The 15,204-nt window shown below is 52.8% G+C and carries 17 protein-coding genes; 8 read left to right on the top strand and 9 right to left on the bottom strand.

Translation table 11 applies throughout. The features are described from left to right. Positions 1-39 precede the first annotated feature (39 nt). The 5 genes from gloA to BMI79_RS01960 all read right to left on the bottom strand — a co-directional run bounded on the left by gloA (position 40) and on the right by BMI79_RS01960 (position 4,917). Positions 40-447, bottom strand: coding sequence for a lactoylglutathione lyase (gene gloA / locus BMI79_RS01980; RefSeq protein WP_244157302.1), 408 nt, complete (start codon positions 445-447; stop codon positions 40-42). Positions 448-620: 173 nt separating this feature from the next. Further along, on the bottom strand, positions 621-1,718 hold the full coding sequence (gene nemA, locus BMI79_RS01975) for an alkene reductase (protein WP_076940153.1): 1,098 nt from the start codon (positions 1,716-1,718) through the stop codon (positions 621-623). A gap of 81 nt (positions 1,719-1,799) precedes the next feature. Then, positions 1,800-2,405, bottom strand: coding sequence for a TetR/AcrR family transcriptional regulator (locus tag BMI79_RS01970; RefSeq protein WP_076940152.1), 606 nt, complete (start codon positions 2,403-2,405; stop codon positions 1,800-1,802). Positions 2,406-2,514: 109 nt separating this feature from the next. Beyond that, entirely contained in the window at positions 2,515-4,164 is a 1,650-nt protein-coding gene (gene eptA / locus BMI79_RS01965) for a phosphoethanolamine transferase EptA (RefSeq protein ID WP_076940151.1), read from the bottom strand. A 111-nt stretch (positions 4,165-4,275) separates the two neighbouring features. Next, positions 4,276-4,917 carry an NAD(P)-dependent oxidoreductase gene (locus BMI79_RS01960; protein WP_076940150.1) on the bottom strand — a complete coding sequence of 214 codons (642 nt, stop codon included), beginning with the start codon at positions 4,915-4,917 and terminating at the stop codon, positions 4,276-4,278. A 137-nt stretch (positions 4,918-5,054) separates the two neighbouring features. Here BMI79_RS01960 and BMI79_RS01955 point away from each other — a divergent pair, with 137 nt between their 5' ends. The 4 genes from BMI79_RS01955 (at position 5,055) to sodC (ending at position 8,129) form a co-directional block, all read left to right on the top strand. Continuing rightward, on the top strand, positions 5,055-5,984 hold the full coding sequence (locus BMI79_RS01955; RefSeq protein ID WP_076940149.1) for a LysR substrate-binding domain-containing protein: 930 nt from the start codon (positions 5,055-5,057) through the stop codon (positions 5,982-5,984). 41 nt (positions 5,985-6,025) lie between these two features. Beyond that, on the top strand, positions 6,026-6,265 hold the full coding sequence (locus BMI79_RS01950) for a DUF1289 domain-containing protein (protein ID WP_076940148.1): 240 nt from the start codon (positions 6,026-6,028) through the stop codon (positions 6,263-6,265). A gap of 99 nt (positions 6,266-6,364) precedes the next feature. Next, positions 6,365-7,261: an aldo/keto reductase gene (locus tag BMI79_RS01945; RefSeq protein WP_076940147.1), complete on the top strand. Its 897-nt coding sequence runs from the start codon at positions 6,365-6,367 to the stop codon at positions 7,259-7,261. Positions 7,262-7,607: 346 nt separating this feature from the next. Beyond that, positions 7,608-8,129 carry a superoxide dismutase family protein gene (gene sodC / locus BMI79_RS01940; RefSeq protein ID WP_076940146.1) on the top strand — a complete coding sequence of 174 codons (522 nt, stop codon included), beginning with the start codon at positions 7,608-7,610 and terminating at the stop codon, positions 8,127-8,129. A gap of 139 nt (positions 8,130-8,268) precedes the next feature. Here sodC and BMI79_RS01935 read toward each other — a convergent pair whose 3' ends face one another. From BMI79_RS01935 to BMI79_RS01925, 3 genes are read right to left on the bottom strand one after another with little or no spacing between them, the layout of a single operon-like run. After that, positions 8,269-10,296, bottom strand: a complete 2,028-nt coding sequence (locus BMI79_RS01935) for an FUSC family protein (protein WP_425272340.1) — start codon at positions 10,294-10,296, stop codon at positions 8,269-8,271. A gap of 9 nt (positions 10,297-10,305) precedes the next feature. Further along, positions 10,306-11,169, bottom strand: a complete 864-nt coding sequence (locus BMI79_RS01930; RefSeq protein WP_076940144.1) for an efflux RND transporter periplasmic adaptor subunit — start codon at positions 11,167-11,169, stop codon at positions 10,306-10,308. Between the two features lie 3 nt (positions 11,170-11,172). After that, positions 11,173-11,409 carry a DUF1656 domain-containing protein gene (locus BMI79_RS01925; protein WP_197091712.1) on the bottom strand — a complete coding sequence of 79 codons (237 nt, stop codon included), beginning with the start codon at positions 11,407-11,409 and terminating at the stop codon, positions 11,173-11,175. A 179-nt stretch (positions 11,410-11,588) separates the two neighbouring features. On the opposite strand from BMI79_RS01925, the gene slyA reads away from it, so the two are divergent. After that, on the top strand, positions 11,589-12,020 hold the full coding sequence (gene slyA / locus BMI79_RS01920; RefSeq protein ID WP_076940143.1) for a transcriptional regulator SlyA: 432 nt from the start codon (positions 11,589-11,591) through the stop codon (positions 12,018-12,020). Positions 12,021-12,121: 101 nt separating this feature from the next. On the opposite strand, the gene BMI79_RS01915 is transcribed toward slyA, so the two are convergent. After that, positions 12,122-12,586 carry an outer membrane lipoprotein gene (locus BMI79_RS01915; RefSeq protein WP_076940142.1) on the bottom strand — a complete coding sequence of 155 codons (465 nt, stop codon included), beginning with the start codon at positions 12,584-12,586 and terminating at the stop codon, positions 12,122-12,124. 367 nt (positions 12,587-12,953) lie between these two features. On the opposite strand from BMI79_RS01915, the gene anmK reads away from it, so the two are divergent. From anmK to pdxH, 3 genes are all read left to right on the top strand, one after another. Then, the gene (gene anmK, locus BMI79_RS01910) at positions 12,954-14,075 is read left to right on the top strand and encodes an anhydro-N-acetylmuramic acid kinase (RefSeq protein WP_076940141.1); all 1,122 of its coding nucleotides are present in this window, start codon (positions 12,954-12,956) and stop codon (positions 14,073-14,075) included. A gap of 45 nt (positions 14,076-14,120) precedes the next feature. After that, a complete protein-coding gene (locus BMI79_RS01905; RefSeq protein WP_076940140.1) occupies positions 14,121-14,420 on the top strand; it encodes an MliC family protein in 300 nt (99 codons plus the stop codon). A gap of 64 nt (positions 14,421-14,484) precedes the next feature. Further along, positions 14,485-15,138, top strand: coding sequence for a pyridoxamine 5'-phosphate oxidase (gene pdxH, locus BMI79_RS01900; RefSeq protein WP_076940139.1), 654 nt, complete (start codon positions 14,485-14,487; stop codon positions 15,136-15,138). Positions 15,139-15,204: the final 66 nt, after the last annotated feature.

Here is a 15,204-nt window from a genome sequence, read left to right as displayed (position 1 = left end):
AGATAAAAGAAGGGCGCACAATTGCGCCCTGGGGAAACATCAGTTGCCGATGCCTTGACCAGCATGTTTGTTTTCGATCAGCTCAATTTTGTAACCATCGGGATCTTCAACGAAAGCGATAATCGTGGTGCCGCCTTTGACCGGCCCCGCTTCGCGAGTGACTTTACCGCCGGCTTTGCGAATGTTGTCGCAGGTGGCTGCCACATTATCAACGCCCAGCGCCAAGTGGCCGAAGGCAGAACCCATCTCGTAACTGTCGACGCCCCAGTTGTAGGTGAGTTCAATTACGGAACCTTCGCTTTCATCACTATAGCCAACAAACGCCAGCGAATATTTGTACTCGGAGTTCTCGCTGGTGCGCAGCAGGCGCATGCCTAATACCTTGGTATAGAAATCGATGGAGCGTTGCAGGTCACCGACACGGATCATGGTATGGAGTAGGCGCATAATTTCCTCTGATTGGCTGTGCCGCAGTGGGCGGCAGGTAGATTGAAGCAGGGATTAGTATAGCCTTGTCATATAAGGCAATTCAATGAAAGTGGTGCAGGGTAAATTTATGTGACATTGTCACTAATGATACCCGCCGACGCGTGGCCGGCTGGGTATCAGAAAGGCGTCGCTTACAGGGGTGGGTAGTCGGTATAACCGGCCGCACCGCCGCCATAGAAGGTGTCGGCATGAGGCTCATTCAACGGTGCTTTCTGCTGGAAGCGTTCTACCAGATCCGGGTTGGCAATGTAGCTGCGGCCAAAGGCGACGGCATCAATAAAGCCTTTTTCGATCAGTTCTTCTGCCTTCTCGGCAGTATAAGCGCCGGCTCCGACAATCACCCCTGTGAAACGGGCGCGAACGGCATCGCGGAACGCGGTGGAATAAGGTTTGCCACCGGCCCAGTCGGGTTCGGAGATGTGCAGATAGGCAATGCCGCGTTTATTCAATTCTTCGATCAGATACAGTGCTGCTTCCTCTTGATCTTCACCGTTATCCAGGCCATTGAACGGGCCAAGCGGTGAAATCCGGATGCCGACGCGATCGGCACCAATTTCGGCGATGCTGGCATCGACCGCTTCTAGCGTCAGGCGGGTACGGTTTTCAATGCTGCCACCATACTGGTCGGTACGCTGGTTGGAGGCCGGCGACATGAACTGGTGCAACAGGTAACCGTGTGCTGCGTGCAGTTCAATGTAATCAAAACCCGCCTCACGTGAGTTAGCGGCAGCCTGGCGGAAGTCGTTGACGATCCTGGCAATTTCGGCTGTTTCCAAGGCGCGCGGGGTGGAGGTGGGCACACGTACCCAGGCACCGGTTTCATCACGTATCGTGGTGCGGGTATCGGCGGCGATTGCGGAAGGGGCGACCGGTGCCTGCTGGCCCGGTTGCAGGCTGCTGTGAGAAATACGCCCAACGTGCCAAAGCTGTACGGCGATATGTCCTTGTTTCTCATGAACGGCCTGGGTGATTTTTTTCCATGCGGCAATCTGCTCTTGAGTATGCAACCCTGGAGCACCGGCATAACCTTTCGCCTGGAAAGAAATCTGTGTCGCTTCGGTAATGATCAGGCCAGCACTGGCGCGCTGTGCATAGTATTCCGCCATTAATGGCGTTGGAATATCGCCTGGCTCAATGCTGCGTAAACGAGTCAGCGGGGCCATGAATACACGATTGGGCAGTGTTGTAGCGCCAACTTTCAGGGGGGAGAACAACTTTTCAATCTTCATAATGCATCCTATTTAATAGACCGGTCGACTAGTTGGTATTAAAACCAATATTCACTGGTACTTTCACAATCAATCAAGGGATTAGCGCTGTGCAGGGCGCAACAGTAATTCGATCGTATCCAGCGCGCTGGTCAGCGGGGCAACGGAGCGGCGGATTTTGGCACGCAGCGAAGCCCCCAACCATAGCGAGTAGAGCGTTTCTGCCGTTACCGACGGGCTCATGTCGATAATCAGCGAACCTTCGCGCACGCCTCGCTCAAGAGCGTCTTGCAGATGACCAACAACGCGCGCAGTGCCGGTTTCCAGCGCATGGCGCATCGGTTCTGACAGATCGCTGACTTCGGCAGAAAGCTTCACGGCCAAACAGGCATTATGACATTCGCTGAGGCAGTGATGACTGATGGCCTGAGCGTAATAACTTAGTAACTGATGGCGCGCATCGCGTTTTACATCACCAAACAACGCCTGCATTTTGGCATCATAGTGCTCGAAATAGCGCTGCAGCATCGCCTCGCCGAAGGCTTCTTTCGAACGAAAATAGTGGTAAAACGACCCCTTAGGCACGCCCGCCGTCGCCAGCAATTCGCTCAGGCCCATGCCGGCAAAGCCAAGGCGCAGGCTGAGATTTTCGCCGGTAGCGAGCAGATGTTCACGTGTATCCACGTTGCAATGCATAGGTTTCGTCATAGTGGTGTTGAGCGTAATGGACCAATCGGTCTAGGTCAAGAAAAATAAAAAGCCGGTAAAAAGTACCGGCTTGAGAACGCTGCTATTGTGCCCGAGCGGCCTGTAAAAGTTAAGCCTTGCCAGAGGCCTGACTGCGGCAGTGCTGCAGAATGTCCTGATGAGGCTGATACTCATGCGTCTGCACGTTGAGCATGCCTAGCAGGGTGTGGAACAGATTATCCTGCGAAACCTTATCGTTTTCAGCCAGCCGGTTCAGGCATTGGCGATCGATCGCAAAATTGCGCTCATACTCTGCCGACATCCACATCAGGAAGGGCACATGGGTTTGCTGAGAGGGTGCGAACACATAAGGTGTGCCGTGCAGATAGATACCGTTTTCCCCCAGCGATTCGCCATGATCGGAAAGGTAAACCAGCGCGGTATTAAATTGATCACCGTGCTGCTGCAACAGTTTAATGGTGTTATCCAGCATGGCATCGGTGTACAGCAGCGAGTTGTCGTAGGTGTTTACCAACTGTTGGTGCGTGCAATCTTGGATCTGGTTGCTGTCGCAGATCGGCGTGAATTGGCGGAATTCGGGCGTGCTGCGGCGATAATAAGCCGGCCCGTGGCTACCCATCTGATGCAGTACGATCACGCCATTGCCCTTCAGGCTATTGATGTAGTCATCCAGTTTGTGCAGCAGCACATTGTCCATGCAGACATCCCCCTCACAATACTGCGGTAACTGCAGTTTGGTCATGTCGATATGCGGGATACGATCGCAGGCACCTTTGCAGCCGCCATCATTGTCACGCCACAGCACGTTTACCCCAGCATGGGCCAGAACATCCATCACACCTTCCTGATGGGTGGCTAACGTGGCGTCGTAATCGCTGCGTGGCATGTTGGAGAACATGCAAGGGACGGAGATTGCCGTTTCGGTACCGCAAGAGCTGGCGTTTTTGAAATACACCACGTTGTCCTGCTGCAGGCGCGGATTGGTTGCGCGTGGGTAGCCGCCAAGCGAGAAATTTTCCGCCCGCGCAGTTTCGCCCACCACTAGGACGACCAGCGTCTTTTTTTCCTGACCGCGAATGAGTGGGCCCAATTGGGCATCTTCACCAATCTTGACCAAGGATAAATTGCGGCTGAAATAGCGGTGCTCGGCAAATTTAATCGTGCCAGCCACAAAGTTGGACGGCGTGAGCATTTTCACTACGCTCTTGTTGTTGCGGATCAGCGAGGCATAGTCTTTGTAAAATAAGGCGGCAATCAACAGAATCACGACGGCGGAAAGCATGGTGTTCGCCGCGCGTAGGCCCAGCATGTACCACCAGGGATGGGTTTTACGGATTCGCACCAAACCTACCACAAACGAAGGAATAATCCCCAGTAGCAGCAGCCACAGCCCCATACGCAGCGTTATTAAGGCGCTGGCTTCCTGCGCGTTAGTCTCAAAGGCGTTCTGCATCATATTACCGTCGATAACGGTGCCGTAGCTGAACATAAAATAATTGCTTGCAGCACTACCGATCAGCAGAAAGATGATCAGGGGTTTGCGCAGGAAAGGGACGGTCAGCACGCTAAAAATGATATTTAGCGCACAGAAAATCACCACGGGCATGGTGGCGGCAAAAATAACGCTATGGATGCTATCTAAAGTAATATACGACCAAGCGGTAGAGAGAAAGAGCGCGTTGTGAAATAAGGTAAAAAATAATGCGCTGGAAAGAATGAATCCCAGACTGTTGCACTGTAATAAGCGACGTAACTGCATGACTAAATCTGAATCCTGCCAGGGTGTAATGCGCTGAAATCTACCAAATGAAACTTAAGATAACCTTAGATATTCAGCGCGCTACGGGGCAGCAATAGTTTTGGTTGCCTATCAATAGGCGGCAGTAAACTGTGCCTGAATGAATTGCGGTTTTTCGATTTCGTCGACGATCGCCACGGCCAGATCTTCCACTGAAATCGTAGCCGGAGCCTGGCCATCCATCAGCAACTGGGTAGTTCCCAAGCGGAATTGCCCGGTACGTTTGCCTGGCTCCAGTAATGCGGCAGGGGAAAGATAGGTCCAATCCAGTTGGCTTTCGTGTTTCAGCTTATTGCGCAAATCGCGCACCGCCTGAGCCCCTGGGCGGATGTTTTCTGGGAATTGTGGTGTATCAACCAACTCAACGCCTGGAGCCACCTCCAGGCTGCCAGCACCTCCTACGTACAGCAAGCGCTTCACCCCGGCTTGTTTTACCGCATCCAGGATCTGCTGCGCGCCTTTGGCGGTTTTCTCATACAGATTTTCTTCTGCCCAACCGGGATTGTAAGTGCTGATCGCTGCATCCTGCCCGGTTAGCTGTTTGGTTAACCATAAGGTATCGGCCACATCCCCCAGGGCGAGGGTCAGATTGGCATGGTCCGGCAGATCTTTTTTCTGGCGGGCGATAGCCGTAACCTGCAGGCCGCGGGCCAGTGCCTCATCCACCACGCGGCGGCCAACAAAACCGGTTGCTCCAATAATGACGACTTTCATTCTTTATCTCCTGTTACACGATTGAATGGATTTGCCAAACCACTCGGGTTCAGCGCGTTAGAGATACTGTAGTACTTAACAATAACGCTGATTAGTGCCATATTTGTGCTTTCTTGATTAAGTAAAACTTCATAATCATGGATAAACTCAATCGAATGGCGGTATTTGCCACCGTGGTGGCAGAGGGATCTTTTGCTGGAGCGGCTCGCAGGTTGGGGATGACGCCTTCGGCCATCAGCCAGCATATGCGTTCTCTGGAGAAGGCGGTGGGGGTGCCGTTGCTGCACCGCTCAACGCGCCGCCTGGCGCTGACGGAGGCCGGAGCCGCCTTCTACCCGGGGTGCGAAGCTATGTTGCAGGAGGCGCAACGTGCGGAGCAGCGGCTTGCAGAACTGCGGGATACGCTGGTGGGGGAACTTCGTATTGCCACCACCGTTGGCATTGGTGGCGGGCCGTTGGCGGAAGCGCTGGCACCGCTGTTGCTGGCTCATCCCAAACTGACGCTGCGTATTCTGGCGGACGATCAGGTGGTGGATATGATCGAGCAACGTGTGGATATTTCGCTGCGCGTGAACCTGCAACTGGCGGATACCAGCCTGATTGCTCATCATCTGAGCGCCTGGCCGATGGTGCTCTGCGCCGCTCCCCGTTATCTTAGCCAGCATGGCGTACCCGAAACGCCGCAGGATCTGGTCCAGCACCGTTGGATCACCGGTAGCAGCCATGGATTTCATCTCGACTTGCATCATCAATCTGGTGAGAATTTCAAGCTGCGGCTCGCCGCTGGGCAGATCGTCAGCGGCAGTATGAACGTGATGCGCGCCTTTACCCGCATGGGGTTGGGGATTTCCGGTCAACCGCTGTATGAAATCAGTGATGAACTGCGCCGAGGGGAGTTGATCGCTCTGCTGCCCGAATGGCGGCCAGCGCCATTCCGCCTGCATGCGTTGACGCTGGAGCGGGTGCTGCCGGAGAAAACCCGCCAGGCGCTGCATTATCTGCGCGACTATTTTCGCCGCCATGGCGAAAAGCCACTTGCCATCGGTGCTGATGGCAGCTTCAATTAGCATAAGGTTGTGTGGAACACAGCCGGAACGCAGGAGGTCGTGTGGCGCAGCAACTTGAGTTTTTTGACATACCCAGCCCGTGCCGCGGTATTTGCCAAGCCGATGAGCGCGGTTTCTGCCGTGGTTGCCTGCGCAGCCGCGATGAGCGCTTTGGCTGGATGCAAATGAACGACGTACAGAAACGCGAGGTGCTGCGCTTGTGCCGTCAGCGTTATTTGCGTATGCAGCGTGTCAGTAAACCCGTTGACGAAATCCCGCCGGAACAACCTTCACTTTTTTAGTTATTTCCCGATCTGACGCAGGTTAAAACCGTTTTGTGGCTTCCTACCTTATGAGCGCTTGTGTATGCTGACGCAAATTAATCTCATGAGGTTTTAAACATGGTAAGTCGGACTAAGCTTGCACCCCAAGGGCCTGAATTTTCGCAAATGATTTGCGGTTACTGGCGATTAATGGAATGGGGAATGTCGCCCCAGCAGTTGCTGACGTTTATTGAACAGCACCTTGAACTGGGAGTGACAACGGCAGATCATGCTGATATTTATGGCGGCTATGCCTGTGAGCAGGCGTTTGGTGAGGCGATTAAGCTGAAACCTTCGGTGCGCCAAGGGATGGAGCTGGTGTCGAAATGCGGAATTGCAACCACCGCCAAGCCAGGTAACCCGATAGGTCATTACATTACCGATCGCGATCACATCGTACAGAGTGCAGAACAGTCGTTAACCCACCTGCATACCGACTATCTGGATTTGCTGCTGATCCATCGTCCCGATCCGTTGATGGATGCCGACGAAGTGGCCGAAGCCTTTGTCGCGTTGCACAAAAGTGGCAAGGTACGCCATTTCGGCGTTTCCAACTTCACACCGGCTCAATTTACTCTGCTGCAGTCGCGCCTGCCGTTCTCACTGGTGACTAATCAGGTGGAGATTTCGCCGATTCATCAACCCGCAATCCTGGATGGCACCTTGGATCAGTGCCAGCAACTGCGCGTCAAGCCGATGGCCTGGTCTTGCCTGGGCGGAGGCCGCCTGTTCAGCGATGCGGAATTCCAGCCGTTGCGTGACGAACTCCACGCTGTGGCGCAGGAAATTGGTGCCGAAACTATTGAACAGGTGGTTTATGCCTGGGTGATGCGTCTGCCGTCTATGCCGTTGCCGATTATCGGCTCAGGTAAGATTGAACGCGTACGTTCAGCGATTAAAGCATGTGAGTTGGAAATGAACCGCCAGCAGTGGTTCCGTATCCGTAAAGCGGCATTGGGGTACGACGTACCTTAAGTCCTTATCTCGGCCGGGTAATGTAGAATTGCCCGGCTATTACATGGGGTGATATGTTCAAAAAATAAAACTTCCGAGTCATTACGACGCAATAGCAAAACATTCTTAATAAGAATCATCTATTCCGATTGTTATTAGTACCAGATGAAATCGATATTTCCCCTTAGGCTTTAATACATGTATTTTATAATTTAGTTACTATCATTAAAATGCATAACTTATTGAAAAATTAAACAAAAATTTAATTGTGTAACCCTGTAATTAATTAAACTTAAAGGAAATTGATTAATTCCTTAGACCTTCTATACTCATGATTCTGTTACAACTATCGCATGGAGGTTGATTGATGAAACATTTTTGGTGTGCAGCATTAGGGTTGGTGGCCTGCGGCGTTGCTCAGGCCGCTACGGTTGATGTTGAAATGAATCTGGTGACTGCGCAGGGAATTGGGCAGGACATTGGTAAAATCACTATCAGCGAAACGCCTTACGGTCTGCTGTTTACCCCGCAGCTTATGGCGTTGCCTGGTGGCGTGCATGGTTTTCACGTGCATGAAAAGGGCAGTTGTGAACCGGGGATGAAGGACGGTAAAGCGGTTGCTGCGCTGGCGGCGGGGGGGCATTTTGATCCGCAGAAAACCGGCAAGCACCTTGGGCCCTATGCTGATGGGCATCTGGGCGATTTGCCCGCCATCTACGTAATGAATGACGGCATGTCTAACGTTCCAGTCCTGGCTCCGCGGTTGAAGAAAATCAGTGAAATCGAAGGCAAAGCCCTGATGGTTCACGCCGGGGGCGATAACCATTCCGACCATCCGAAGCCGTTGGGTGGTGGGGGCGATCGCTTTGCCTGTGGTGTTATCAAGTAAATATCCCCAAAATAATTCGAGTTGCTTGTAGGCGGCCAGTCCGAGAGTCGCCAGGAGCATAGATAACCATGTGACTGGTGCAAACGGACGCAGCCAACACCCAAGCAACTTGAAGTATGAAGGGTATATATTGCCCGCGTTAAGATGTCGCGGGCGTCATTGTTGCCGCCTCTGGCGGTGAAATAGCCTGTTTTAACTGCTGCAACGAGCAATATAACCGCCAAATCAATCCGGCCAAATCGCGCGCGGCCTGTTCTGGATGCTGTGCCAAGACGTTACTCATGCGCTGCAACTCCTGTAGCGTCGCGTCCAGTGAACTGTGCTGGACCCCTTTTTCCGTCATAATGCCTTTCAGACAATGAATACAGACATCACGCACGGCGGAAAGCGGATCCGAGCGGGTTTGCCATTCACGCAACTGCCAGATGATGTGGCTACAGTTCAGTAGCACCACGCCCCAGCGGAGCAGCCAGGTGCGGGCTTCTTGATCCTGGCTTTGATTCAACTGACTGATACGGTGATAAATACGAGACTCAAACTGACTCTCGTTCTGCTGGGGTTTTCTGCTCAACTGATCGATAAAATCACGACGCAATGCGCGAATAATTCGTCGGCTTTTGCGTTTGTCTGAACTGGGGCGCAGGAGCTGGAAGGCTAACCCGGCCAATAACACCCCGACAATTTTGCTGATGCTGTCGTTTATAAACGACTGATAATCATAGCTGGGGGGATTAGTGACGGTGAGAAACGAACCCATAAACACGATCAACTGGCCCCACAGCGGTGCGTAAGGGGGATGTTGCAGTTTTATCATCTGCATCGTCACTAAAACCGGGAACAGAAAGGCGCAGAATAGCCAGAAATCATCGATCTGAATCATCAAACCGAACTTAATCAAAAAACAGAAAACGGAAAGTAGGGAAACGGCTTTCAGCAAATTGGCGACGGACTTGGTCGGTGAAGGCGTGGAGGAGTAGAGCACGCAGCTGATGGCGGTCATGGTCAGCGCCGAACTGCCCGAGTCCCATTGGGTGCCGATCCAGAAAGCGCAACCAATCAGAATAGACAGAAAGGTGCGCAAGCCGTTGTAGGCGGCTTCATAGCTGTCGGTATGGCGAGCTAGCGCGGTGACGCGCGATGGTTTGATCTCGTAGGCCGGGGTGGCACTCTCCAGCCGTTGTAACCAGCGGCTGCAACGCAGATAAAGCCAGCAGAAATGCCGTAAACGCAGGAAAAAAGCGCGATGGCGGTAATCGGCAGGATCATGTGGTGCGATAAGCTGCAGGATATGTGCCAGGCGGTATTTATCGGTGTCGGGATTGTGTAACTCTTTCAACAGTTGATCCAACACGGGGGCCAGGTTGGCCGGTTGGTCCGGCCAATTTAGCAACATGCGTCGCAGACTGGAGATCACGCTGGTAATGCGCAATTGTTGGTGCAGCATGTAGTTGAGAATATTGTTCTGCCGGCGTAACCGATAATGGCTCCAGAAAGCCTGAATGCGCAGAACGTTCATCGTCAGGATCTGGCCAATCACTCCTTCGTGCGAGGTGCGCATCCGCAGGCTGATTTCCGGCTGCCACAGCATGGCAGCATGTTCCAACAGCCGTAACTGCATGCGCCGCAACGAGATCAGCAGGGTTTCACCGTCGGACGTGCTGGGCAGGATCATCATCATCAATCCACCGCACAAGATACCGGTGATCACCTCACAGACACGCGCTTGGGCGATATCAAAGATCTCCAGCGTATCGGTAACGTTAACCGTGCTGAACGCGATAATGGCGGCGGTATATCCAGCCAAGGCAAAAGCGTAGGAAACGTTGTTCTGATAGTGGTTGGAAATGTAGGTACAAAAACCCAACCAAAAGGCAATCGACAGGGTGAATAGCCAAGGATCGCTTAGGCAATGGCCAGCAATGATCAGCGAGGCCATGGCGCCCATCAAGCTGCCAAAAATCCGCCCTATACTTTTGCTGATAACACCCCCCACCGTGGGGAAGCTGACCACGGCGGCGGAGGTGAGTGCCCAATAGGGCTCATCGAGTTGCAAAACGAAAGCGATCCACAGCGCCAGGCACATGGCCAGCGAATTACGTAGAGCATAGCGCCATTGCCCGCCGCTGGCCTTTCCCCAGGGAGTACGATGCCATTCAAGAAAAGACATATTCACGGGTTAATCCCGCGTGTGGATAGAAATGGTACAGGTCGTGCCCGCCACCAGGTGGACATCGTTCGGCACATTGAGCAATTTGATCCTTACCGGCACCCGCTGTGCCAAACGTACCCAGGGAACATTGGGTTTGACGTCCATTAATAAATTGTTGTTGCTCTCAACGCTCTGGTCGTAAATCGCCCGGCCAATACTCTCTACTTTGCCCTGCAAGGGCGTATTGCCGTTATACAACACGATGTCTGCCCTGCGGCCTTCCCTTATATGTCGCAGTTTGGTTTCTTCAAAATAACCAAGCACATAGAATGAGTGTGTATCCAACAATGCCACCAGCGGAGTGCCCACCGTGGCATAGTTACCTACGCGCGCCTGCAGATTGGTAATGTAACCGTCGGTGGGGGCATAAATACGGGTTTTGCTTAAATTCCATTTGGCCTGCTCTAAATTGGCCTGAGCTGCCTTATAGGCAGCCTTCATGGCTGCTGCTGCCAAATTGGATTCATCCAGATCTTCAGAGGAAATAACGTTATGCGGCAGGTTGCGACGCCGCGCCGCTTCATGGTCCGCCCTGGCCATGTCCGATTGCGCTTTTGCCAGAGCGGCTTCGGCATGATCCAGGGCGATCTGATAGGGAACAGGGTCGATGCTGAAAATCAGGCTTCCCGCCGCGATAAATTGATTATCTTGAACATTGATCTTCACCAAACGGCCAGAAACTTCAGGGGTAATATTGACCAGCTCTGCACGTACTTTTCCATCACGCGTCCAGGGGGATTGCATGTAGTAATTCCATAGCCACCAGCCGGCGCAGAGCGCAATGGCACAAATAATAACCGTCGAAAAGTATTTTAATGTCTTATGCTTCATAAGCTACCAACTCGCTAAAATCCACAGGGCGCCGCTGACGGCAATGACGAAAATGGACAGATCCATCAACATGGGGTGCCAGATTTCGCCAGAATAGATCCAGTCACGCAGCAGATGGTGAATCAGCAGCCAAAATACTAACCCGAGCAGAAACGCTTTAAATATGGGAGGGAAATAAAGCGAGGCACCGAGCACCAAATCGGGTAGGGGTGATGCAGAGTGGAACCAGGATGCATTCACATTAACAATCCCTATGAGTGAATATGATAGATATTTGCCAGAGGATAACCAATTACTGCTAAATTGGGTGGCTATTTTTGCAATATAGATTATATACATTTGTGTTTTTAATATGACTTACCCAAAATAGTTTACACTCTGGAGTGTAATGCTAGCATGCTAATTATAAGGAGGGGGAAGTGGAGTCAACTTTAGGTTCAGATTTAGCACGTTTGGTTCGTGTCTGGCGTGCGTTGATCGACCATCGGCTCAAACCGCTGGAGCTCACTCAAACGCATTGGTTTACCTTGTACAATATCAATCGGTTACCACCTGAACAGTCGCAAATTCAACTCGCAAAGGCGATCGGTATTGAACAACCTTCTCTGGTTCGGACCTTGGATCAACTGGAAGAGAAGGGCCTGATCACCCGCCATACCTGCGCAAACGATCGGCGTGCGAAACGTATTAAACTGACCGAAGCTGCCGAGCCGATTATTCGGGAAGTGGACAATGTGATTACCGTGACAAGAGGTGAAATCCTCAGTGGGATCTCGGTAGATGAAGTCAGACTTTTGGTCGGTTTGATTGGCAAACTTGAGCAAAACATTATTGAACTGCAAGAAAAATAACAAACTTAGCGCCTTTCTTGAGCTACCTTTCCTCAGCCTCAATAACGCTAAAACCGGAGGTTAAGTGCCTCCGGTTTTAGGTTCAGGAAAGTATTAAGCGCTTACAGAGGGGAAACGGTAACGGTGCTGCCGTTTCGCGCCATACGGACACGTTGCCCTGGGCTGAATTGAGTGGAACCCGCTCTTTGAACCACAACGATGTTTTCTTTATTGTCGGTTCTGATTTCCAGTTCGACGCCGTTAGAACGGGCAGCCACGCTCCCTACGCTGTTACCCACTACGCCACCGGCGACCGCGCCTGCTGCTGTTGCCAACGTGCGGCCAGTACCGCCGCCAACGGTATTCCCCAGGAGACCACCCAGTACGGCACCACCGATAGCGCCAATAGTGTTAGCCGTTTCACTACCCTGAATTTGCACCGGGCGTACAGACACCAAGGTACCAAAGGTGACGGTCTGGACTTGTTTGGCCTGAGAGGCTGAATAAACGTCACCGGATGTTGTAGGGTCTGCACATCCTGCCAGCGTGATTCCGGCGAGAGCAACGACGAGAAAACGCTTGATCATATAAAACTCCTGCGGTTGGTAATCCCGATTCAGGCAAATTGCCTGAGACAGGCTTAATGAAAATGTTTCAACAAGTAGAGCCGAACGCACGCGATAATCTCGATAACTTGCTACTGTGCACAGCTTAACTTTTCTCTCTTCAACCAATAATAAACGGTGGTTTAGCTTTATAACAGAGCAGGGGGAAAATAAGCGTAATTTTTTGTTGTTATTAATTACCGAACGTGTCGCCCGTTGCCAGCCTAAAATAGCCACTTGGCTGACAGAGTGTAAAAAATCATCATGATTCATGGCGTTAATCGTGGAATTCTGGTTTATTTAATCAGTTATCTGTTTTCAGCATCGTAGGGATAAAAAGGATATTGCTATGAAGTCAGGCCGCTATATCGGTGTCATGTCTGGTACCAGTCTGGATGGGGTTGATGTGGTTCTTGCCGCAATCGACGGGCGTATGGTGGCGCAGCAGGCCAGCTATCATCACCCTATGCCGGTTCAATTGAAGAAGGATATTTTGGCGATGTGCCAGGGGCAGCAGACCACGCTGGCGGCCATTGGTCGGTTAGATGCGCAATTGGGTAACCTGTTTGGTGAAGCGGTTTTGGGCTTGCTGAAACAGGCCGATGTTCCAGCGCATGAGGTCACCGCCATTGGTTGCCACGGGCAAACGGTGTGGCATGAGCCTGCGGGTGATCTGCGGTTTTCTTTGCAATTGGGTGACAATAACCGCGTGGCTGCGCTGACCAATATCACCACAGTGGGCGACTTCCGGCGGCGCGATATGGCCTATGGTGGCCAGGGCGCACCACTGGTGCCGGCGTTTCACCAGGCGCTGCTGGCGCATCCCATGGAACGGCGGATGGTGCTGAATATCGGCGGCATCGCCAATCTTTCGTTGCTGTTGCCTGGGGTTCCGGTGCGCGGTTTTGATACCGGGCCGGGGAACATGCTGCTGGATGCCTGGGTATGGCGGCATCGTGCTCAACCGTATGACAAAGATGGCCTCTGGGCGACGGAAGGGCGGGTCTGCCTGCCGCTGTTGCAGCAAATGCTCACCGATCCCTATTTTGCGTTGCCTGCGCCGAAAAGCACCGGGCGCGAGTACTTCAACATCAGTTGGCTGGAGCAACAACTGGCTATGCTGCCGGGGATCAGCCCGGTGGATGTGATGGCAACGCTGCTGGAACTGACGGCAACCACCATTTGTGAACAGGTGCTGCTGGCAGGGGGCTGCGAACGGCTGTTGGTGTGCGGTGGTGGCGCGCGTAATCCAGCGCTGATGGCTAGGATGTCTGCCTTATTGCCTGGCACTGAAGTGGCTTCGACCGACCGTTTTGGAGTCAGTGGTGATGCGATGGAGGCGCTGGCCTTTGCCTGGCTGGCTTTCAGGACGCTGTCTGGGCTACCTGGCAACCTGCCTTCGGTGACCGGTGCCAGCCACGAGACGCTGCTGGGTGGGATTTATCCGGTTTTGCCGTTGGGACACCGTTAGCTCTGTTAGGATAAACGGAGGCTGAATGTCCCAAGGAGTAACACCATGAAGAAGATCGTGATTGCCGTTGTAGCTCTGCTGTTGGCGGGTTGTAGTCATGTGATACCGCAGAGGAACAATCAGACGTTGCATTATCAATGTGGCACGACACCGCTGACCGTGGCGTTGAACGCTGAAGAGAACACGGCCAGCTTCCTGATGGATGGAGAGCGGCTGCAGCTAACACGGGCCGCGGAGGCTCAATACAGCGACGGCAAGTACAGATTCTGGACGAAAGGGCCCCATGCGTTTGTTGAACGCAACGGTAGGGTGATCATGAGTGATTGCATGCTGGCATCAGATTAATTGAGATTCTGCCGCCGCAGGCGCAGAATGTCCCTACGAATTCACCGGTTGGTTGATATCCCAGATGACTGATAATAATGAGTTTGATGTTGCGGACCTGCGCCGCGAATACACCCGTGGTGGCCTGCGCCGCAGCGATCTGACCGCCAATCCTCTCGAGTTGTTCGAACGTTGGTTGAAACAGGCCTGTGAGGCACGTCTGGCCGATCCTACCGCCATGTGCGTGGCCACGGTGGATGAGCAGGGGCAGCCTTTTCAGCGTATTGTGCTGCTCAAGCACGTTGATGATCAGGGGCTGGTGTTTTACACCAACCTGGGCAGCCGCAAGGCGCAACAATTGGCGAAAAACCCGCGTATCAGCCTGCTGTTTCCATGGCACATGCTCGATCGCCAAGTGATCTTCCTCGGTCAGGCCGAGCGTTTGTCGACGCTGGAGGTGATGAAGTATTTCAGCAGTCGCCCTAAAGATAGCCAGATCGGTGCCTGGGTGTCGCAGCAGTCATCGCGCATTTCAGCGCGCGGCGTGTTGGAAAGTAAATTCCTCGAGCTGAAGCAAAAATTCCAGCAGGGCGAAGTGCCATTACCCAGCTTCTGGGGTGGTTTTCGGGTCAAATTTGATTCTGTCGAATTCTGGCAGGGGGGTGAACACCGCCTGCATGACCGCTTTTTGTATCAGCGGGATGGAAATGACTGGAAAATTGACCGACTGGCACCCTGACAGACGGAAAATCCCCCTTAAGCGCTGGTGCTGATGCCGCTGGCGCTTTATTCTATACCCTTCGTT

This window comes from Serratia oryzae, from assembly GCF_001976145.1.
Classification (GTDB): Bacteria; Pseudomonadota; Gammaproteobacteria; order Enterobacterales; family Enterobacteriaceae; genus Chania; species Chania oryzae.
Note: the sequence above shows the minus strand (reverse complement) of the source record. Positions and strands in the feature narration are given on the sequence as shown.